This is a genomic window from Acidobacteriota bacterium (genome assembly GCA_028874215.1).
Classification (GTDB): Bacteria; Acidobacteriota; UBA6911; order RPQK01; family JAJDTT01; genus JAJDTT01.
Genome location: JAPPLF010000011.1, coordinates 1 through 19,050, shown reverse-complemented (window position 1 = coordinate 19,050; position 19,050 = coordinate 1). Strand labels below are relative to the sequence as shown.

Annotated in this window: 17 protein-coding genes; 6 read left to right on the top strand and 11 right to left on the bottom strand. The window is 62.7% G+C overall.

Annotated elements, in window-relative coordinates:
• Positions 1–56: 56 nt before the first annotated feature.
• Both OXT71_02450 and OXT71_02445 read left to right on the top strand, forming a co-directional pair.
• A complete protein-coding gene (locus OXT71_02450) occupies positions 57–482 on the top strand; it encodes a ferritin-like domain-containing protein (protein MDE2925242.1) in 426 nt (141 codons plus the stop codon).
• Between the two features lie 522 nt (positions 483–1,004).
• Complete coding sequence (locus OXT71_02445) at positions 1,005–1,592, top strand: YdeI/OmpD-associated family protein (protein MDE2925241.1); 588 nt, start codon at positions 1,005–1,007, stop codon at positions 1,590–1,592.
• Between the two features lie 255 nt (positions 1,593–1,847).
• On the opposite strand, the gene OXT71_02440 is transcribed toward OXT71_02445, so the two are convergent.
• The gene (locus OXT71_02440) at positions 1,848–2,765 is read right to left on the bottom strand and encodes a hypothetical protein (protein ID MDE2925240.1); all 918 of its coding nucleotides are present in this window, start codon (positions 2,763–2,765) and stop codon (positions 1,848–1,850) included.
• Positions 2,766–3,843: 1,078 nt separating this feature from the next.
• Between OXT71_02440 and OXT71_02435 the strand changes: the two genes are divergently transcribed.
• Positions 3,844–4,695 carry a fumarylacetoacetate hydrolase family protein gene (locus OXT71_02435; protein MDE2925239.1) on the top strand — a complete coding sequence of 284 codons (852 nt, stop codon included), beginning with the start codon at positions 3,844–3,846 and terminating at the stop codon, positions 4,693–4,695.
• Positions 4,696–4,760: 65 nt separating this feature from the next.
• Here the strand turns inward: OXT71_02435 and OXT71_02430 are convergent, their stop codons facing one another.
• The gene (locus OXT71_02430; GenBank protein MDE2925238.1) at positions 4,761–5,954 is read right to left on the bottom strand and encodes a hypothetical protein; all 1,194 of its coding nucleotides are present in this window, start codon (positions 5,952–5,954) and stop codon (positions 4,761–4,763) included.
• A 126-nt stretch (positions 5,955–6,080) separates the two neighbouring features.
• Between OXT71_02430 and OXT71_02425 the strand changes: the two genes are divergently transcribed.
• The gene (locus OXT71_02425; protein ID MDE2925237.1) at positions 6,081–7,301 is read left to right on the top strand and encodes an MFS transporter; all 1,221 of its coding nucleotides are present in this window, start codon (positions 6,081–6,083) and stop codon (positions 7,299–7,301) included.
• Here the strand turns inward: OXT71_02425 and OXT71_02420 are convergent.
• The 8 genes from OXT71_02420 to OXT71_02385 all read right to left on the bottom strand — a co-directional run bounded on the left by OXT71_02420 (position 7,267) and on the right by OXT71_02385 (position 17,130).
• Positions 7,267–9,582 (bottom strand): DNA polymerase II, encoded by a 2,316-nt coding sequence (locus OXT71_02420; protein MDE2925236.1) that lies wholly within the window; start codon positions 9,580–9,582, stop codon positions 7,267–7,269. The two genes, OXT71_02425 and OXT71_02420, sit on opposite strands and share 35 nt — an antisense overlap.
• A 111-nt stretch (positions 9,583–9,693) precedes the next feature.
• Positions 9,694–10,383, bottom strand: coding sequence for a phosphate signaling complex protein PhoU (gene phoU / locus OXT71_02415; protein ID MDE2925235.1), 690 nt, complete (start codon positions 10,381–10,383; stop codon positions 9,694–9,696).
• A gap of 64 nt (positions 10,384–10,447) precedes the next feature.
• A complete protein-coding gene (gene pstB, locus OXT71_02410; GenBank protein MDE2925234.1) occupies positions 10,448–11,200 on the bottom strand; it encodes a phosphate ABC transporter ATP-binding protein PstB in 753 nt (250 codons plus the stop codon).
• A gap of 21 nt (positions 11,201–11,221) precedes the next feature.
• Positions 11,222–12,079: a phosphate ABC transporter permease PstA gene (gene pstA, locus OXT71_02405; GenBank protein ID MDE2925233.1), complete on the bottom strand. Its 858-nt coding sequence runs from the start codon at positions 12,077–12,079 to the stop codon at positions 11,222–11,224.
• A complete protein-coding gene (gene pstC, locus OXT71_02400) occupies positions 12,076–12,975 on the bottom strand; it encodes a phosphate ABC transporter permease subunit PstC (GenBank protein MDE2925232.1) in 900 nt (299 codons plus the stop codon). Before pstC ends, pstA begins: the two co-directional genes overlap by 4 nt.
• Before the next feature lie 38 nt (positions 12,976–13,013).
• Positions 13,014–13,988 carry a PstS family phosphate ABC transporter substrate-binding protein gene (locus tag OXT71_02395; GenBank protein MDE2925231.1) on the bottom strand — a complete coding sequence of 325 codons (975 nt, stop codon included), beginning with the start codon at positions 13,986–13,988 and terminating at the stop codon, positions 13,014–13,016.
• A gap of 39 nt (positions 13,989–14,027) precedes the next feature.
• Positions 14,028–15,311: a porin gene (locus OXT71_02390; protein ID MDE2925230.1), complete on the bottom strand. Its 1,284-nt coding sequence runs from the start codon at positions 15,309–15,311 to the stop codon at positions 14,028–14,030.
• Positions 15,312–15,657: 346 nt separating this feature from the next.
• Entirely contained in the window at positions 15,658–17,130 is a 1,473-nt protein-coding gene (locus OXT71_02385) for a PQQ-binding-like beta-propeller repeat protein (GenBank protein MDE2925229.1), read from the bottom strand.
• A gap of 188 nt (positions 17,131–17,318) precedes the next feature.
• On the opposite strand from OXT71_02385, the gene OXT71_02380 reads away from it, so the two are divergent.
• Both OXT71_02380 and OXT71_02375 read left to right on the top strand, forming a co-directional pair.
• Positions 17,319–17,978: a hypothetical protein gene (locus tag OXT71_02380; GenBank protein MDE2925228.1), complete on the top strand. Its 660-nt coding sequence runs from the start codon at positions 17,319–17,321 to the stop codon at positions 17,976–17,978.
• Between the two features lie 18 nt (positions 17,979–17,996).
• Positions 17,997–18,401: a DUF1801 domain-containing protein gene (locus OXT71_02375; protein MDE2925227.1), complete on the top strand. Its 405-nt coding sequence runs from the start codon at positions 17,997–17,999 to the stop codon at positions 18,399–18,401.
• Here OXT71_02375 and OXT71_02370 read toward each other — a convergent pair.
• The coding region (locus OXT71_02370; GenBank protein MDE2925226.1) for a dihydroxy-acid dehydratase at positions 18,382–19,050 on the bottom strand (669 nt) is incomplete at its 5' end. The genes OXT71_02375 and OXT71_02370 overlap by 20 nt on opposite strands.

Genomic DNA, 19,050 nt, shown 5'->3' with positions numbered 1-19,050 from the left:
CCGTGTTACAGGGACAAGAGCGACGACCGGACTATGGGGCAGAAAGGGAGCGGAACATGACCAAGCAGGAGATGATCGAGAATCTGAATGAAGACCTGGCCGGAGAGTTGGGTGCGATCATCCAATACCTGACCTACGCCGCCAAGACGACGGGGCCCTACAGGCCTCAGTTGTCTCAGTTCTTTCTCGGTGAAGTGGCCGACGAGCAGCTGCATGCCCAGTACCTGGCAAACAAGATCGTGGCCTTGGGCGGCGAGCCGACCACGGTGCCCCGGCCGGTCCCGGCGGCTGCTACAAACAGGGAGATGGTCGAGCAGGTCCTGGCGGCCGAGCGACAGGCGATGCGTGACTATACGGAGCGGGCCCAGCATGCGGAAGAACTGGGTGACAAAGGATTGGTGGTCCAGCTCGAAGACATGGTACGCGACGAAACCACCCATTCGGAGGAAACGGAACGGCTCCTCCGCGACTGGCCTCTCTAGACCGCATTTCTAACCAGGGGGCTGATGATCGCGTTCCCGGCCTGCTGCCACGCTGTTGGCGGCCATGAAAAAGGTGTAGGAAAGTGGCCGCCCGAGTTGCCAGCCCACAGGCCATGGGCGGATGGTGATTCGGGACGGACGCGGTTCGTACGTAACCGTTCGGTCAACCCGTGGAAGAGCGGGCTGCTGGCATCCTCGCCGCAGTGACCAATGCACGTTGGGTTGCTGTCGGGCTTGAACCACTCTTCGCGGCGGTAAGAACTCTCTTGGAAAGGATAACGGCAGGTGATCGTCGGCCGTAAAGTCCTTACACATCACGCGATCCGACCAAATCGTTGCGAACTCTCGGTCCATCCCCGCCGGTACGGGGGAAACGGAATCAGGATCGTAGCCATAAACTTGCTTCGTCTGATGCTAGCATCCCCCTATTGTTCGTCAACATAGTAGGCATTGAACCGCGCGTCGCCGGCTCGGCGTCGCGGCAGCTCGGCTGTCCGTTCGAGCCGCGTCCGAGAAAACACCATGCCGCTCCGATTCTTTGCCAACGCCGAGGAACTCAGGGATTGGTTCCGCGACCATCACGACAAGCTGGACGAACAGTGGATTGGTTTCTACAAGAAGCACACAGAGATACCGAGCATCGACTGGGCACAGTCGGTCGACGTTGCGCTCTGCTTCGGCTGGATCGACGGTCTCCGCAAGAGTCTCGGCGCCACGAGCTACAAGATCCGGTTCACTCCACGCCGGGCGGGGAGCCGCTGGAGCAAGCGCAACGTCTCGCGGATGGAAGCCCTCATGGCCGAAGGGCTCGTGGAAGAGGCCGGGATCGCGGTGTTCCAGGCCCGGGCCACGTCCTTGCCGGACTACCAGACGGCCGCCAGGGCCCTGCCCGCGTCGCTGGAGAAACGGATCCGGGCCCGTCCCAAGGCATGGGGCTTCTTCCGAGCCACCCGGCTGGCGTACCGAAAGGGCGTATCGGCCTGGATCAACAGCGCCAAGAAGGAGGAGACCCGTCTCCGAAGGCTGGACCAGTTGATCGAGTGCTGCGAGCGCGGCGAGCCGGTCCCGCCGCTGCGCTGGGGCGGCAGGCCGGTCAGCAAGCGGGACTGACCGGGGTTCGGGCCGTGCCTTGGTGCCGGTACCTTGGGAGGCGCAGTGAGCAGAACCCACGGATCGCCTGTGATTGCAGGCACCTCCAACCTCGTCCGGGTACAAGCCTTCACGGCCTGACCGAACGGTTACAACGGTTACCGTCCACGGACCTCCAATACGGTCGCATGGATTCCGGTTTTTAAAGTGGGATTCAATGAGGTAATCTATTCTGGAGAATAGATCATAACTATAATTATTGCACCACTTACGAGATTATATCCGTGGACGCAGGGAAAACAGCACTCCGCCCAGTTGGGGGATTGGGTGTCGGCGACGTCGATACCGGCCTTGCTGCCGATACGCGTCCAGCAACTGCGCCACCTTCTCGGCTGGCCCCACGGCCAAACCGTCCGTCAGGAATCGCAAACGCTGGCGGAACGCTCCGGCTCGGGCGAATCCACGCCGCTCCTCCTGCTGGAGGATCCACTGCGGGATCGCGGCTTGGTTGTCTTTGGTGGGGACGGCTCCCCGATAGTACAAGCGAGCCCGGTAACCACCGTACACGTCGGTTCCGGGAACCGACGGAAACAGTTCCTCCAGGGGAATCAGGTCCTCATCCTTGCCCAACCGTCGCCAGCGGGCCGAGCCCCACTTCCACTGCTCCGGCCGGTTGGCCAGTCCCGCCCGCACGGCGTTGAGTTCCACGTACAGGACGGCGTCCTGTACGGCTTCCATTCCCAAGAGTTCCGAGTTCTTGAAACGATCACTCCAAAAATGGCCTCGCCGGCCGAACTGGCGGTTGAACCACCGGGCATAGAGTCCGTTGACGTCCGCCATCAGCCTCGACACGTCGAACAGACGCCGATTGAGAGCCTCCCACTGGACGTCGGTCCAATCGGCGGTCTTCTTCTCGGCCTGCTCGCCATAGAGCTTGTGGGTGCTCTTTTTCAACTCCTTGCGGGACAACGACCGGGGCTTCTCGAAATGGACGATGAGGTGATAGTGATTGCCCATGATCTGGAAGGCGGCCAGACGGCAGCGGTAGGCATTGACGTAAAACACCATCATGTCCAGGAGTTTGCGACGGGCCTGGGGGTCTTCCAAGGGGAACCAATCGGGTCGGCCGGCGACTCGATTGGTGAGGTGATAGAAGGCGGCTTCGGTGCTCTTGTGCCGTGCGGTTCGGGGCATGGCGGTGGTCCTAGGTCGTCCGAACTCGGAATCGGCGGAGATCGGTTCGTGCCTCTGATAACAAGAACGACTCAGAACCGGGAAAGGCGAAGGAAACTCAAGAAAATCAGCATACGGAGATACAGACTGTCCCCTTCCGGAACGGTCCCCTTCCGGAACGGAATGCGCCCTTCGTTTACTATCTGGGAGGGATTACCCTGGATCCGCACATTGACCGGCGATTCAGGCAGGCGACTTTGATTTTGCGGTGATGTCAGACATTCGCAATGCGGGTCAATGAGAAGGAAAGAGAAGGAGCCCATGCTGATCGCAACCGGGGCACTACTCGTTTTGCTGGGGAACCTCGCTTGGGCGACAGTTGAACGCGTCTCCTGCGGCGGGCAGGCGCAAGGCGCTGAGTGTTGGATGGAGGTGGCCAACCGGCCAGGATGCTACATCTGGAACGGGCACCTCATGCGTAACCAGACGGTGACTTGGACGGGCGAGTGCGCCGGGAGCTTGGCTCAAGGGGTGGGGACTCTCAAATGGGTCTGGGCGAAGGGAAAGAAAACATCCGAGGAGACTGGGCAGCTCCGGACCGGCAGGCAACACGGGCGATGGGTGGTGCGGCTCGCGGATGGCACTGTCGCACAAGGCCCGTTCGTGGAGGGGAAGCGACACGGGCGGTGGATCGTGCAGGATGCGAACGGAAACAGACGAGAGATCGCCTTCAAAAAAGGCAAGCGGAGTTCTCGCTAGCTCTTCTCCCCCAGCGTAGAGGCGTGCGGAGAAACATGCAGGGAAACAGACTTTCCCGTTCCGCGCGCGGTCCCCTTCCGCGTTCCTCGCAGAAACAGACCGCAGAAACAGACTGTCCCCTTCCGGAATCGTCCCCCGCAGAAACAGACTGTCCCCTTTCGGAATGGCCGTCCCCTTCCGGAATGGCCGGGCGCGACGGCCATTCTCATCCTGATCCACGTCGTGGGCCGTCGGGCGTGAACGGTCTCCGAGCGTGTCCGTCTTCCCGTTGACAGGGCCGGAAAAGCCGCTATATGCTGACGCCCTTCCCGGTTAGTCATCGACGTATTGGAGGACCTGAATGATGTTGCGACGGACAAGCATATTCCTGTTGCTGGCGGGGTTGGGATTCACCCAGGCCTGTCAGGCTTCGAGCCATAAGGATCAAGGGACCCGGTATCTGCGTTTCAGCGTGGATGGCCAGGAAGCGTACGGCATTCTGGAGGGGGATCAGGTCCGTCAACTGAGCGGGGACCTCTACGGCGATTGGGAGAAGACCGAAACCACCCATGCCCTTTCGGAAGTCACCATTCTGGTGCCCAGCAAGAACCCCTCCAAGGTCTTGGCCCTGGCCGGGAACTACAAGTCCCACATCGGGGATTCGGAGCCGAACCCCTATCCGGAACCCTTCATCAAGCTGCCCTCCTCCTTGCTGCCCCAGGGGGGAGATATCGTCCAGCCCACCGACACGGATCCGGTGCACTACGAGGCCGAAGTCGTCATCGTCATCGGCAAGCGGGCCCGGAACGTGTCGCTTGAGCAGGCTATGGACTATGTCCTGGGCATCACCTGCGGCAACGACATCAGCGCCCGGACCTGGCAGAGAAACGACGTCCAATGGTGGCGGGCCAAGGCCGCGGATACCTTCAGCCCCACCGGGCCCTACATCCTCTCAGGCGTGGATTTCAGCGACTTGAACATGGTGCTCAAGGTCAATGGGGAGGTCCGCCAGGAAGCCAAGATCTCCGACATGATCCACGGCATCGCCGAGTCGGTCAGCTTCATCAGCAAGTACGTGACACTGGAACCGGGAGATCTGATCTTCACCGGAACCCCGGGGACCACCAAGGGCATGCAGCCCGGAGACGAGGTCACCGTGGAGATCGACGGGGTCGGAGTCCTGAAGAACAAGGTCGTCGCCGCCGGTTCCTGACGGCTCGAGAGAACAAGAATTCGGCGTCCCCCGGGGCACTCCCCGGCGGGACGCCGAAGATCCATTCAGCTCTTGGAATCGTAGAGCACGGATGCGGTGAAGCTCAGCAGGTCTCCCTGGTCTTGGGACACCTCGCGGAGGCGGTCGTAGTCTCCGGAAATCTGGCAGAGCTGCGGGACCGACAAACACTTCAGTTCGTGAGCCGGAAAGTCCTTCAGATACTTCACCCCGACCTCGATGGCCTCGTCGTAGCGTTCGATCCTCTCCAGCAGGCGCACCAGGGCCTGGGCGGCGGAGGTCCCATCCGGGTCCGAATCCGATCCACCCAGCTTCTTCCGGAAATGCGCCACCCCCTCCGAGACCTCCCGGCCCAGTAGCGCCTTCAGGTAGAAGGAGTGGTCCGTGTAGAGGTCCTCGAACGGAGGCTCGCCGGGGTACTGGAACATATCCGACAGGCACCGCCCGTAGTCGGTGAGTTCCAGGGCCAGGATCAGAGAGTCTCGATCTTCCAATCGGGGACTCAATTGGACCACGGAACTGACGTGGGAGGTGTCGATGTAGTAGGTGTTGCCTTCGAAGAGCCAGTCCCGGCCGGCGATCAGCTCGCTGATGCTCCCGGTGTCCGGAGCCGTCCCGTCCCGGCGCCGGACGCTGCTTTTCAGGTTGGCCAACAGCTCCGCGTGGAGCGTCCGCACCAGTAGCCGTCCCGACTCCTCCTGTCCGTCCGAACTCGGAAACTGGGAGAATGAGGTGATGGCCCGGCAGGTTCCGTAGCGGGCCAGGATCATCTCGAATCCCTTGCTGGGATTCGCCCCTTCGTAAAAGGCGATCTCGATGACGGCGTCCTCGGCTTCGTCGGCGGGGATGGCCTCGATCGCCCCGGCGATGGAACCGTTCTCGCCGATGGCCCGGAAATAGGGCCAGGAAGCGATGATGTCGCCGTCCGCCAGGAAGTGTTCTCCCACCTCCCGGGCGGCGGCGATGGTGGCCTGCTCGTATTCACCCTGAGTCTTGGGATCGAGTCCGGAAGCCGATTCGGTCAGGATCAGCGGAAGCCCCAACTGATGGCGCTTCTGCATCAGTCTGGCTTCGAAGAGCAGCGGATATTTCTTCTCCGCCTTGAGGTTCGAGATCAGGGACCCGAATGCCGCTTCCGATCCCGCGGACCGGGCCGATTCCAGAATCTCTCCGAAGGGGTCCCGAACCGGATTCACGGTCGCGGTCAGGCCTTTCAGGAACCCGCGCCGGTCATGTGCCATGGGTCACACTATAGCACTTCCAGACGTGGCGGAGAGTCGGCGAACCGCCGCCGAAGCTCCTGGAATCATGGCGGCCCAATTGACACTCCCGGGCTCAGCGCGTATACGGGTGCGACCGATCAACCCGTGGCGAAAAATCAGCAAAAAATCACGTCTGAACTTTGGGGATGGAGCCGGGACTTCAAGCTGCTGGCGCTGTCCTCCGGACTCTTGAGCGCCGGGTTCGCGGTCTACATGACCACCTTCAACAACTTCATCGTCGAGGAGATCGGGATCCAGCCCCATCAATTCGGCGTCTTGGAGTCGATCCGGGAAATCCCAGGGTTCCTGACGGTGGGGTTGGTCGCCATCTCCATCCGGTTTCCGGCCGCTCGTCTCGCGGGGTTTCTGCTTATCTTGACCGGCATTGGCGTCGCCGCCTACTTCGGCGTCCACTCCGTCGGCAGCCTGATCCTGGCCTCTCTGGTATGGAGCGTGGGCTTTCACGGCTGGCTTCCGCAGCGGGAGACCCTGGCCCTGACCCTGTCGGACGCCCACAAAGGGAGGCGCCTGGGGCAACTCCGGAGCATCGACGAGTCGGGATTTCTGCTGGCCATGGTCCTGACCTTCGGGTTCATCGGATTCGTGGGGTTCCGCTGGGTCTTCCTGGCGGCCGGTCTGGCGGTGATCCTGGGAGGATTCGCCATCTTTCCGGTCCGTCTCCCTGCGGCCGTCACATCCGAGGACCGGTTCGTCTTCCGCCGTGAGTACTTCATCTATTATCTCCTGACCTTCTTCCAAGGGTGCCGGCGCCAGGTCTTCGTCATTTTCGCCGTCTTCTCCATGGTCTTCGTCCATGGCGCGACCACGGAGCACATCATCGTCCTCATGTTCGTCAGCACCCTGCTGGCGGTCCTGGCGGCGCCCACGGTCGGACGCCTGATCGACCGGTTGGGAGAGCGCAAGATTCTCAGCGCCGCCTACTCGATGTTGATCCTGATCTTCTGGGGCTACTCCTTCATTCAGAACAAGTGGGTGCTCTATGCCCTTTATTGCGTGGACCGCCTTCTGTTTCTGGCTTCCGTATCTTTGAGCACCTATCTCAACAGGATCGCCCGCACCGCCGACCTGCGCCCGACCATCTCACTAGGTGTGACGCTGAACCACGTGGCGGCGGTGACCCTGCCACTGGTCGGCGGATTCCTGTGGGATCGATTCGGGTACGCCCTCATCTTCCAGATCGGATCCGTGGTGGCGGTGATCATTCTGATCATTGCCCAGTTCATCGAGCCTGCTGAAACCACGCCCTCAACTGACAGCGTTGAGGAATCGTTCAGAACAGCTCCAGCTGACGATCATCACCGATGACCTTCGCGAACTTCAGGCCCAGGTGGTCCAGGACCGGTTGGGCCACCGAGCGAACCTGTTTTTGGACGTAGTGCTCACGGTCGATGCCGGCCGTGGTCTCGCCTACCGGTTCCGGACCGGCCAGAGTCATGAGATAGGAGATCCGGCGTCCCGGCTTCCCGGTCATCTTGCGGGCCGCGGCAACGTGCGGGGGAGTCGTGCTCCGGTATTCGTCGAGCGGTTTCCCCAGCGTCTTGCTGTAGACGAGCAGGTGGTCCAGACGGCCCGCGCGGAGGCTCGCCACGGTATCGCGCAGGTAGGGGCCGACGTCGGTTTCGGCGAAGAGCCTCCGGTACAGTTCCTTCTGGACCGTCCTGGCCAGTGCGGTCCAATCGGTCCGGACCACCTCCATGCCGGTGAAGACCACCTCGGCATCGGGCCCGTCGCCGACGAAGCCCACGTACCGCTTGCGGGCGCCGCGCCCCCCTTGGCGGGTCGCCGGGATGAAGAATTTCCGGTAGAGCCGCTCCAGCTCCAACTCCAGGCGGCTCTTCACCCTCCACTTTTCCGAGACATGGCTCACCAGGTCCCGGTTGAGGCGCCGCGCCAATTCGTCTCCCCGGGCCTGGGCCGCGGCGGTGGTCTGCTCGCCGGAGAGTACGAAGAGGCTGTCGGTGTCTCCGTATAGGACGCGGTAACCGTAGTGCCGGAATCGGTCCCGGGACCAGAGCAGGATCTCCCGGCCGAAGGTGGTGATGGCCGCGGCCAGTTGGGGCCGGTAGAAGCGGCAGGCCGGAGTGCCCAGGACGCCGTAGAAGGAGTTCATGAGGATCTTGATGGCGTGGCTGGCGACTTGGTCGCCTGCGGCCTTGGCGGCGTCGCGGCGCGGAAAGAGATGGTTCAGCAGTTGCGTCAGGATGCCGGGTTCGCGCCGGAAGGCGGCCCCGTTGGGGGCCACGATGGGGTCCTGATCCGGATCGGGCCGGGCGAGGTAGCCCAGGGGATCGATCTGGAAGGTGCGGATCAGGCTGGGGTAAAGGCTCTTGAAGTCGAAGACCAGAACCTGTTCGTAGAGGCCCGGCTCGGGCTCCAGGACGTGTCCCCCCGGACTGGGGGCCGCGCTGGAGGCGGCGCCGACACTGGGAGCGGCGATGCGCCTCTTGTGGAGCTCCGTCAGGTAGCGGAAGTCGAAGGCCGCGATGGACCCGCTCACCCGGTCGATGGGGAGGCCGGTCAACCGGCTTCGCTCCACGGCCAGGTCCATGACCTTCAGTTTTTCCAGGATTTCCAGGGCGAGCCGGGCGTCGGTCCGGTTGTAGAGGACGAATCGTTCCCGGTCGTTGCGGAAGCTCTCCACGATCTCGGCCGGCCGGTCGGCCCCGTGGAGCGTCTTCCCCTCTCCCAGCACGTGACGGGCGGCGAAGTCCAGGGTGTAGCGTTCGAGCCGGACGAAGGATCCCCGGAGAAGGTGGATCCCGTCGGCCACCACCCGGCCCGGAATCCGGGCCTCCCGATTGACCCACGGGGAGCGGGACGGCCGCAGCCTCATGGACTCGCGTCCTCGCCCCAACCGAAGTGGAACACCGCAGTCACGGCTCAGGCGGTCCAGGACACGAAGGTCGAAGTCCACCACGTTCCAGCCGGTGAGGACGTCCGGGTCCAGTTCCCGGACTCTCCGGCAGAAAGCCCGTAGAAATCCCTCCTTCCGCCGGAAGCAGACGGCCCCTCCCGCCGATTCGCCCCCGTCCGGGTCCAGCAGCAGGACCTCCGACGTCCCGCAGCCGTGCAGAGCCACCGAAAACACGGTCTTGGCGCCGGGGTCGGTCTCGATATCCAGGGAAAGGGTCGAAAGCCGTGGTGTCCAGTTCGCCGGAGCCAGATCGGGGTTCTGGTAGACCCATCCCAGTCCGGGAACTCGGCGCCCCTCTCCGTCGATCTCCAGCGAACCGCGGATCCCGCGATTGATCAGGAACCGGGTGGCGAAGGGGATGTCCGCCTCATAGCAGGGGATGTGATGCTCGATGAGGCGATTGCGCAGAGCGGGAGTGTCGGACGGCATCCGGAGATTGACTCGCGCCAGAGGAGTTCCATCCATGGCGCGAAAGCGGGACGGGACCAGGGACCGCGCGTTCAGTTGCCGCGCCCGGGCCTGGTGCCGCGAAGCGATGTAGAAGTGGGGGATCTCCCGGTCGTCACGGACCAGAAACGGATCGCCGTTTTCCAACCGGCCGAAGAGATGCACGACGGGACGCCGGGACTCGATGCGATAGGTCGCTTGCAGAATGAACCCGCGGATGGGCATCTCGGATTTCCGAATATGACCCCATTCTAACCTTGCGCAGGGGTGTGGTGGACAGGCTCGCCGGTGGGAACGAATCGCCGGTCGCCGTGTCGACTCGAGCAGCGCCGCCGATCAGTTCCGATCCGGGGGAATCGGTTTCCGGTAGTCCTTGTTCCGATGTCGGATCAGATCACCGTCCACCATGAAGACCACGTCTTCGGCAATATTGGTGCAAAGGTCCGCAATCCGCTCCAGGTTCCGGGAGGTGGACAGCAGGTGGACCGACCGCTCCACCGTGTCGGATTCCTGTCTCATCAGCTCTTGCAGCGAGGTGAACATATCCCGGTTGATGGCGTCGATCTCGTCATCCATGCTGAGGACCGTCCGGGCCAGGTCGGTGTCCATCCGGATGAGGGCGTCCAGGCTGTCCCGCACCATCCGGCGGACGCCGGTCACCATCTGTGCGAAGTCCAGCGAAACCTTCAGCGCCGGGTGAACGGAGAGGTAGGAGGCGCGTTCGGCGATATTGACGGCCAGATCGCCCATGCGCTCCAGGTCGTTGTTGACTTTCAGCACCGTGATGATGAATCGAAGGTCTCCGGCGACCGGTTGATAGAGCGCCAGGGCCTTGAGGCAGTCCTCCTCCAGATCCACTTCCTTGAGATCGATCTGGCGGTCTCCGGAAATGACCTCTTCCGCCAAGTCGTGCCGGCGGTCGAGCAACGCCAGGATGGCGTTGTTGATGGCCTCCTCGACGATGCCTCCCAAGCCGAGGAGCTTCCGCTTCAGGTTTTCGAAGTCGCGCACCATGTGCTTGGTCATGGTTAGCCTCCCGGACCGGGACTGCCCGACGCCGGTATCGTCGGGCTACGGCCCGCCGATTCTCCTAGCCGAAACGTCCCGTCACGTACTCTTCGGTTCGCCTCTCCCGGGGACGCGTGAAGATGGTCTGGGTTGTACCGAACTCGACCAGCTTACCATTCTCGAGAAAAGCCGTATGCTGCGAGACACGGGACGCCTGCTGCATGTTGTGGGTCACGATCACGATGGAATAGCGCTCCTTGAGCTCGAACATCAGGTCCTCGATCCGGGCGGTGGAGACCGGGTCCAGCGCGGAACAGGGTTCGTCCATCAGGATGACCTCCGGTTCCATGGCCAGGGCCCGGGCGATGCAGAGCCGTTGCTGCTGGCCTCCCGAAAGGTTGATGGCGGATTCGTCCATCCGGCCCCGAACCTCTTCCCAGAGAGCCGCCTGTCTCAGTGACCGTTCGACTCGCTCGTCCAGGTCCCCGGGATAGCCGTTGATGGAAGGCCCCCAGGCCACGTTCTTATAAATGGATTTGGGGAAGGGATTGGGCTTCTGGAAGACCATTCCGGCCCGCCGCCGGACGTCGGCCGGGTCCACGTCCGGAGCGTAGATGTCCTCGCCGCGGTAGAGCACCGTGCCCTTATGGCTGGCTCCCTCGATCAGGTCGTTCATGCGGTTGAAAGCCCTGAGCAGCGTGCTCTTGCCGCAACCGGAGGGGCCGATGATGGCGGTGATCCCACGTTCCTGAACGGAGAGGGAGACGTTCCGGACGGCCGGAATCCCTCCGTAGGAGATGCTGAGATCGATGGTCTGCAGAATCGGTTTGTTCATGGCCAACAATTCAGTCTGGACTTATCTTCCCGTTTTTCTCCCCAGCCGGTGCCGGATATAGATGGCAGTCGCGTTCATCAGAAGCAAGACTACCAGCAGCACGATGATGCCGGCGGCGGCCACATAGTGGAATTCCTGCTGGGGCCGTGAAGACCAATTGAAGATCTGGATGGGAAGAGTCGTAAAAGGCGACATCGGATTCTCCGGCACGAAGGCCACGTAGGTGAGGGCTCCGATCATGATCAGGGGAGCCGTCTCGCCGATGGCGCGGGAAACGGCCAGGATGACGCCGGTGAGGATTCCAGGGAAGGCGGACGGCAGAACATGGTGCCGCACCGTCTCCCAACGAGTCGCTCCCAGGGCGTACGAGGCGTGCCGGATGGACTGGGGCACGGCCCGGATCGCCTCCCGTGCGGCAATGACGATCACCGGCAGGATCAGCAACGCCAAGGTCAGGCTGCCGGCCAGCACGCTTCGCTCAAGTGACATCATCCGCACGAAGATGACGAGTCCCAGGATGCCGAAGACGATGGAGGGGACTCCCGAAAGATTGGACAGGTTGATTTCGATCCAGCGCGCCAGCCTCCCCTTCCTTGCATACTCCTCCAGGTAGATGGCGGTCGCCACTCCCAGAGGGATGGAAAAGAGGGCGGTGAAGCTGATCACCCAGCAGGTTCCCCAGAGCGCCGACTTGATGCCGGCCCGATCGGGAAAACGGGAGGGGAACGATTGGAGGAACTCCAAGTTGAGCCAACCCACTCCCTGGCGGCTGACGTGATAAAGCAGCATCGCCAGCAGCAGGACGCCGCCCCAGGTCACCATGGCGCAGACGTGACGGAAGATGGAAGCCAGACGCCGGCGAGCGGCCAGACTCTTCACTCGTACACCTCCCGGAACCGGCGCAGGACCCGGTTGGCGACCACGTTCATGAACAAGGTGATGGCGAAAAGCAGGGCGGCGACCGCAAAGATGGTCTGGTACTCAATGGTGCCGGCCGGAGTGTCTCCGAGACTGACCTGGACGATGTAGGCCGTCATGGTCTGGATGCTCTCCGCGGGATTCAGCGTCAACTTCGGAGTCGCTCCCGCCGCCAGGGTGACCGCCATGGTTTCTCCGATGGCTCTCGAGACCGCGAGCACGAACGATGCCACCACACCCGATGTCGCCGACGGAAGGGTCACGCCCAAGGTGACTTCCAGCCGGGTGGCGCCCAGGGCATAGGCCCCATACCGGAGCGACTTGGGCACGGCCCGGAAGGCGTCGTCGCAGAGTGAGGCCACCATGGGCAGCACCATGATGCCCACGACGATGGAGGCGCTCGCTGCGTTGAAGATGCGGATCTGGTCGAACAACGTCTGTAGAACCGGCGTGACGAACGTCAGGGCAAAGTACCCGTACACGACAGTGGGGATGCCGGCGAGGATTTCCAAAACCGGCTTGACCACCTCCCGGATCCGGTCCGAAGCGTATTCAGACAGATAAATGCCCGTGGCCAAGCCGACCGGAAGAGCGACCAGGGAAGAGCCGATCACGATGAGCAGGGTTCCGGAGAGCAAGGGCAGGACGCCGAAGGAGCGGGGTTCCAGCAGCGGCGTCCAGCGGGTGCCGAACAGGAAATCCAGGATGGGGACTTCGCGAAAGAAGAGGGCCGATTCCGTCAGCAGAACCAGGATGATGGCCACGGTCGTGGCCACCGAGACGCAGGCGCAACCCAGCAGGAGCCAACCGATGAGCTTCTCGCGAACCTTCCCTTTCTTCCGGAGTTGGAGTGTCATTTCTGAGGTGAATTGTGCGGAGGAACTTTAGTTGGCGGCTAGCTGCCCACCTGGAACAGATCCAGTAATGAGACGCCTGCAGCATGCCCGCCGCCGTAGACCGTTCCCGTGATGCCGTTGGTGAAGCGGTGCAATGCCAACTCGTAGATTTCTGGCGGCAGCGCCACGTAACCCACTTCCTGAACCAGATTGGGAGCCTCCCGGAGGTAGAATTCCACGAACGCCACGACCTCCTCCCGGCGGGCCTGGTCGTTGACGTAGATGAAAACGGGCCTGGAGAGTGGCTTGTACGTGTTCTGGTTGATGGTCTCGTGCGTCGGATAAACGGGTCCGTCGCCCCCGTCGACGGGGATCAGTTTCAGGCGCGAGGCATTTTCGGCGTAATAGGCGAACCCGAAAAAGCCCAGAGCGTCCGGATCTCCCGAGATGCCTTGAACCAGGACGTTGTCATCCTCGCTGGCAGTGAAGTCGGGACGGCAGACTTGGGACTTGCCGTTGACCGCCTCGGTGAAGTAATCGAAGGTCCCCGAATCGGGTCCGGGCCCGTACAAGTTGAGTTTCCTGTCGGGCCATTCCGCACGGATGTCGCTCCATTTGTTCACCATGCTCCCGGGCTGCCAGATCTTTCTCAACTCCTCCACGGTCAAATGGTCCAGGAAATCGTTTTCGGGATTGGCGACGACGGAAATCCCGTCGAAGGCCACGGGCAGTTCGATGAACTGGACCGAGTTCGCCTTGGCGGCCTCCTCCTCGATGGGTTTGATGGGACGGGAGGCGTCGTTGATGTCGGTTTCACCGGCACTGAACTTCTTGAATCCTCCGCCCGTCCCGGAAATCCCCACCGTGACCTGGACCCTGCCATGGACCTTCAGAAATTCCTCGGCGACGGCCTCGGTGATGGGAAATACCGTGCTGGAACCATCGACCCTGACTCGGCCGCGCATCCCGCCTGAATCGTCGCCACCGCCGCAAGAGGTCAGGAGAAACCCCGAAAGACACAGCCAGCGCATCATTTTCGTCATCGATCCGGTTTCCTCATCTGGTTGCAGATATTAGAAATTCAGTTGGAGCCGCGTGACCACGGCGTGGGTGGTGCCGACCTCGTACAGGTCGCCGTGGACATAGTTGAACATGACCCGGGCCACCGGATTCAGGTACCAATTCACGGCCGCCGTAACGTTGTTGAGGCGGCCTCCCTGGATGGCGCGGTCGGTCAGGTCGAGCCTGGAATACCGGAGCGCCAGCTCCCAGGCCCCAGGTCCCTCTCCCGGCGCGAAATTCTTTCGGGGCCGCAGCCGGTCGAAGAACCCCGAGGAAGCCTTGTAGTTCCGCTGCTCGCCGGTCAGGAAGACGCTGGCATAGACATAGAAGCCCCCGAAAACCGGGTCTCCGGCGATTCGCGACCGGGCCGCCGAGTGGGTGTATTCGGACTGGACCGAAAAGGGTCCGCTCACCACGGCGCCCTCCAGGACCAGCATTTGAACCCGATCGGCCGCAAAGGAACGAGTGTCCACGTAACGGTCGGTCAGGTGGAGTTCCGGGCGCTGCCGCCAACGCAGGACGCCGTCGCTGGGCCGTCTCAAACTGTAGCTGACACCCAGGTGCGCCAGCCGGTCCTTCTGCTTGTCGAGGGCCGGTACACCCGTCAGGCGAAAGGTGCTGCCGACTCCGTTTCCCAGGCTGGTGCCGCCGTTGTCCGTATCCCGGAAGACGCCGGCGGCCCAGGTCAATCGCTGGCCCAATTGGGAGTTGTAGAAGGTCAGTCCCACATTCCTGGAGTAGGAGAAGACGTTGGCCACCGATCGCTCCACGAACGTCATGTAGTTACTGCTGGTGAGTTCCTCCAGGCTGAATGGTTCCTTGTAGTGGCCGACCTTGACGTTCCCGAATCCGGGGATCGACTTGAAGGCGACGAATACGTCTTTCAGCGCCGTCGACCCTCCGGCGAAGTCGAACTGGCTCTTGAAGCTCAAGTTACCGTACAGGTCGCCCGACATGTATAGGCGCGTCCTGCGGAATTCACTGCCGCTGGTTTGGTCTCCGATGGCGTCCCTCACGGCTTGATCCTCGTTGATCCACATCCAGTCGGCCTGGATTCGTCCGCCGATCTTGAGACTCACACGCTTGTCCGGAGTTTCGAGCCGGACTCCATCCTTCCAGTAGGGCCGGAGGGAGTCCGGGTCCTGAGGTCGGTCTGCCGATTCCTTTTTTCCAGGCTCGTCCTGCTGCGCCCGGGGGCCTTTCTCCTGGACAGTCGACGACAGCCCGGCGGTCAGGAAGGCGCCACCAGGTTGCAGCAGAAGCGAGCTGAGGATGAGCAGACCTGTGCGCTTCACGGGGCTCCCGTTTCAGTTTCCGCACTCGGAGGATACGAAAGGAATATGAAGAAAAAATGAAGAAGGCATAAAAAAACCGATACCTCCAACCTTGTCGAATGTCCGATCTTGAGAGTTTCCCGCGCCTGGTCGGCAGGGCGCCTCACCGGGCTCGGCGCCGTCCAGGGCTTTCACCGCCGACGCGCACGCCATTTATTTCGATCAGCCGGATCGCTTGGCGTACACAGGTGGAGATTATACTTGCGAAGCTGATGGCTGCAAGGCTCCGCCGGAAATATCCTCGGCAGCGCGCGGCTTCGCCAACTGGTCGAATTCCGCCTTGAATCCCGCGGTCCGGTGTGGGTTTTCAGTCGAAACAGTAGAGGGCGCTGACGGTGCGTAAATAGATCTTGCCGTCAACCAGCGCCGGCGTGGCGTAGGCATCCTCACCCATTCGATTTACGGCCAGCACCTCCCATTCCGGTCCGGCCTTCAGGACCGGGACGTCGCCGTTCTCTCCGAGCAGGTAGACCTTGCCGTCGCCTCCGACCGGAGACGCGAAATACCGGCTCATGGCCTCCGTCAGCCTGGCCAGCTTCAGGACGGCTCCGGTGTCCGGATCGAGAGCAGTGACGATGCCTCCGTCCTTGATCAGGTAGATGACGCCGTCGTAAAGGAGAGGGGAGGGCACGTTGGGCAGGCTCTTGTGGTATTGCCACCCCCGGGCGGTCCCGGTCACGTCGCCCGTTCCTCCGAGGCGAATCCGCTGAATGGAGTTGACCGATGCCCGGCGCATACGAAACAGCTCCCAGTCCCGTTCTCCCAGGTAGCCGTCCAGATCAAGATCCATGTTGCGCCAAGACGTGGAGAAGTTGGGCGAAATCGCTCCCTCGGCTTCTTCCTCGGAGAGTTTCCGGTCGCCGTTGCCATCGTGTTTCTTCAGGGCTTCGTCAAAGGGGATCACGTCCTCCTGATTGCCCGGGTCGGCGGCGCCCGCCCACCCCAGGACGTAGGCGAAGTCTCCGTCCATGACCGGCGTCGGTTTCATCTGCCACGTCAGTCCTCGGCTCCACCAGATCTTCTCGCCCGTGGCCGCCGAATAGGCGACCAGTTGAAATGACCCCGGAACCAGGACCTGGAGCTCTCCGCCGTCAGGCCGGTAGAGGACCGGCGTCGAGAAGCCGCGTCTCATCAAGGGACGCTCATTTCGCCAGGCGATCCGTCCCGTCTCCTTGTCCACCGCCACCATGAACGATCCGGATTCACCGTCGCAGACCTGAACGACATGGTTGCCGGCGAGAATCGGAGAGGCGGCGATCCCGAAAGGAGTATTGTACGGCCCCAGCGAAACCCGCCAGAGTTCGTTTCCCCGTGCGTCGTAGGCGAGAAGGCCCAGATCCTGGAAAAAGACGTAGACGTTGCTTCCGTCCGTCACCGGACTGGGAGAGGCGGGGGAGTTGTCCCGGTGGAGCTTGCCCTCTCTGTTTCTGGCGACGTTCCGGGTCCACTGGATTTCTCCTGTTTTCCGATCCAGAGCAGTCGTGGAGAGGATTTCTCCTTGGAAGCCGGTCACGAAAATGCTCTCCCGGGAAAAGACGGGAGAGGAATGGCCCGGAGGAAGGGAAGTTTTCCAGTGGACATTTTCCTGGGGGCCGAAACGATGCGGCAGATCCCGGGTGGTGGAGACACCCGACCCGTTGGGACCCCGAAACTGCGTCCAGTCTCCGGCCTCCGAGACCTGCATCAGGAGGGCCAGCAGGGGGAACATCGCCAAGCGGGACCGGAGCCCGATGCAGGTGGGACGCCGTCGGGAAAAGCAAGAACGCGTTAGGGGTCTCATCCTCAATGTCTCTCCTGCCGACGGGGTTTGCGGCCTGTTGGAGTCGTGACGGAGACTATCGTCCATGGACGCTTGGAGACTAGGCTGAAACCGGGACTGAGTCAAACTCCGGACGGTTGTTCTTGGGGTGGACTTTCCGCGCTGGTGATCCATACTAAAGTCGATTTGCAGAGAAACGAGGGGAGGGCATGATGGCCGAAAGCAGCAATGGACCGGGTTCGGTCAAAGAGATGATTCTGGTGCCGGGAGTGATCACCTTGGCCGTGACCATCCTGCGCCTGACCGGAGAGCTCAACGGTTGGTCTCCGGTGTTGTTCAATTCCGAAGCGGGCGGCGGCGGTGCCATTGTGGGGATCGCCTGGCTGGTGCCGGTCTTCGGGATCCACTTCGCCTTGAAGCTGGTCAGGTCGGGCAGTGCTCCCGCCTCCGCGGGCCGGGTGCTCGCCTATTCGGCGGCGGGGCTGGCGGCGGCTGTGGCCATCATTATCGGGGGCAGCTGGCTCGTGGGCGAGAACTACCCGGTTGCCATGCTGGTTCCGGCCGTCGGCGGAATCGCCGGAATGTCCATCGCCTGCCGGGGCTGGTGCGCATTGGGCAGGGTCCTGTTCTACTACGCCCTCGCGGCCCGGATTCCGGTGATCCTCATCACGCTGCCGGCGGTTCTGGGCAACTGGGGCACCCACTACGACGCCGCGCCTCCGGGGTTTCCGGAGATGAGCGCCATGGGGAAGTTTTTCTGGTCGGGCGTGGTTCCCCAAATGACCGTCTGGGTGGGCTACACCATGATCGTGGGAGCTCTGTTCGGAGGAATCGCCCTCGTGGTGGCGGGCAGGAGAAGATCGGCATAGGGACGCCGGAGAGATCGCATGACGAAGGCCAGGATTGGCCGGTTCGATGATTTGGTCCGGCTCTCGACCGGACCGCTGGTACCCGTCGTCCATCGTCTGCGCGCAGTGATCCTGGAGATTCATCCGGATGCCTGCGAAGTGGTGCGCCTGGGCGACCGGGCCGCGACTTACGGTTGCGGGCCCCGGAAAATGATCGACGGGTACGCATACATCATGCCGTTCAAGTCCTGGGTCAATCTCGGCTTCTACCGGGGCACGAGCCTGGCGGACCCGGAGAAGCTGCTGGAAGGGACCGGCGTCAGGATGCGCCATGTCAAGATGCGGACGGTTGAAGACGTCGAACGGCCCGGCGTCCGGGGGCTGATCCGGGATGCCTGTGCCGAGCGCGGGGCCGCGCTCGGAATCAGTCGAGCGGAAAGGTAACGGCGCCGTCCGAGGGTGAGGAGACCGTACGGGCGTACTTGGCCAGGACGCCGGTCCTGGACCGCTCCGCGGGGGGCTTCCAGTTCCGGAGGCGGCCCCGGATCTCCTCGTCGCTCAAGTCCACGTTCATCACCCGTGCCTCGATGTCCAGCGTGATGATGTCGCCATCCCGCAAGGCGGCCAGGGGTCCGCCGACGGCCGCTTCGGGAGCCACGTGCCCCACCACGAAGCCCCGGGTGGCGCCCGAAAAGCGCCCGTCCGTGATCAGAGCCACCTTGTCGCCCAGGCCGGAACCCTGCACGGCTCCGGTGACCTGCAGGAGTTCTCGCATGCCCGGTCCGCCCACGGGGCCTTCGTTGCGGATCACAATGACGTCTCCCGCCTTGATCCGGCCTTGCTTAATGGCGGCGAACGCCGGTTCCTCCCGGTCGAAGACCCGGGCCGGACCCGTGTGACCGTCCCGGTCGACGCCGGAGATCTTCAGCACGCACCCTTCGGGAGCCAGGTTTCCCCGCAGGATGATGAGGCCCCCCGTCTTCTTGATGGGGTCGGACAGGGGCCGGATGACCTCTTGTCCCTCCGGCGCCCGGCCGCGGGGGGGGGGGGGGGGCGGGGGGCGGGCGGGGGGGGGGGGGGGGGGGGGGGGGGG

Excerpts from the sequence above, each read along its gene's own strand:
- OXT71_02450 (MDE2925242.1), top strand. The coding sequence starts at position 57 with ATGACCAAGCAGGAGATGATCGAGAATCTGAATGAAGACCTGGCCGGA.
- OXT71_02445 (MDE2925241.1), top strand. The coding sequence starts at position 1,005 with ATGCCGCTCCGATTCTTTGCCAACGCCGAGGAACTCAGGGATTGGTTC.
- OXT71_02440 (MDE2925240.1), bottom strand. The coding sequence starts at position 2,765 with ATGCCCCGAACCGCACGGCACAAGAGCACCGAAGCCGCCTTCTATCAC.
- OXT71_02435 (MDE2925239.1), top strand. The coding sequence starts at position 3,844 with ATGATGTTGCGACGGACAAGCATATTCCTGTTGCTGGCGGGGTTGGGA.
- OXT71_02430 (MDE2925238.1), bottom strand. The coding sequence starts at position 5,954 with ATGGCACATGACCGGCGCGGGTTCCTGAAAGGCCTGACCGCGACCGTG.
- OXT71_02420 (MDE2925236.1), bottom strand. The coding sequence starts at position 9,582 with ATGCCCATCCGCGGGTTCATTCTGCAAGCGACCTATCGCATCGAGTCC.
- phoU (MDE2925235.1), bottom strand. The coding sequence starts at position 10,383 with ATGACCAAGCACATGGTGCGCGACTTCGAAAACCTGAAGCGGAAGCTC.
- pstB (MDE2925234.1), bottom strand. The coding sequence starts at position 11,200 with ATGAACAAACCGATTCTGCAGACCATCGATCTCAGCATCTCCTACGGA.
- pstC (MDE2925232.1), bottom strand. The coding sequence starts at position 12,975 with ATGACACTCCAACTCCGGAAGAAAGGGAAGGTTCGCGAGAAGCTCATC.
- OXT71_02395 (MDE2925231.1), bottom strand. The coding sequence starts at position 13,988 with ATGATGCGCTGGCTGTGTCTTTCGGGGTTTCTCCTGACCTCTTGCGGC.
- OXT71_02385 (MDE2925229.1), bottom strand. The coding sequence starts at position 17,130 with ATGAGACCCCTAACGCGTTCTTGCTTTTCCCGACGGCGTCCCACCTGC.
- OXT71_02380 (MDE2925228.1), top strand. The coding sequence starts at position 17,319 with ATGATGGCCGAAAGCAGCAATGGACCGGGTTCGGTCAAAGAGATGATT.
- OXT71_02375 (MDE2925227.1), top strand. The coding sequence starts at position 17,997 with ATGACGAAGGCCAGGATTGGCCGGTTCGATGATTTGGTCCGGCTCTCG.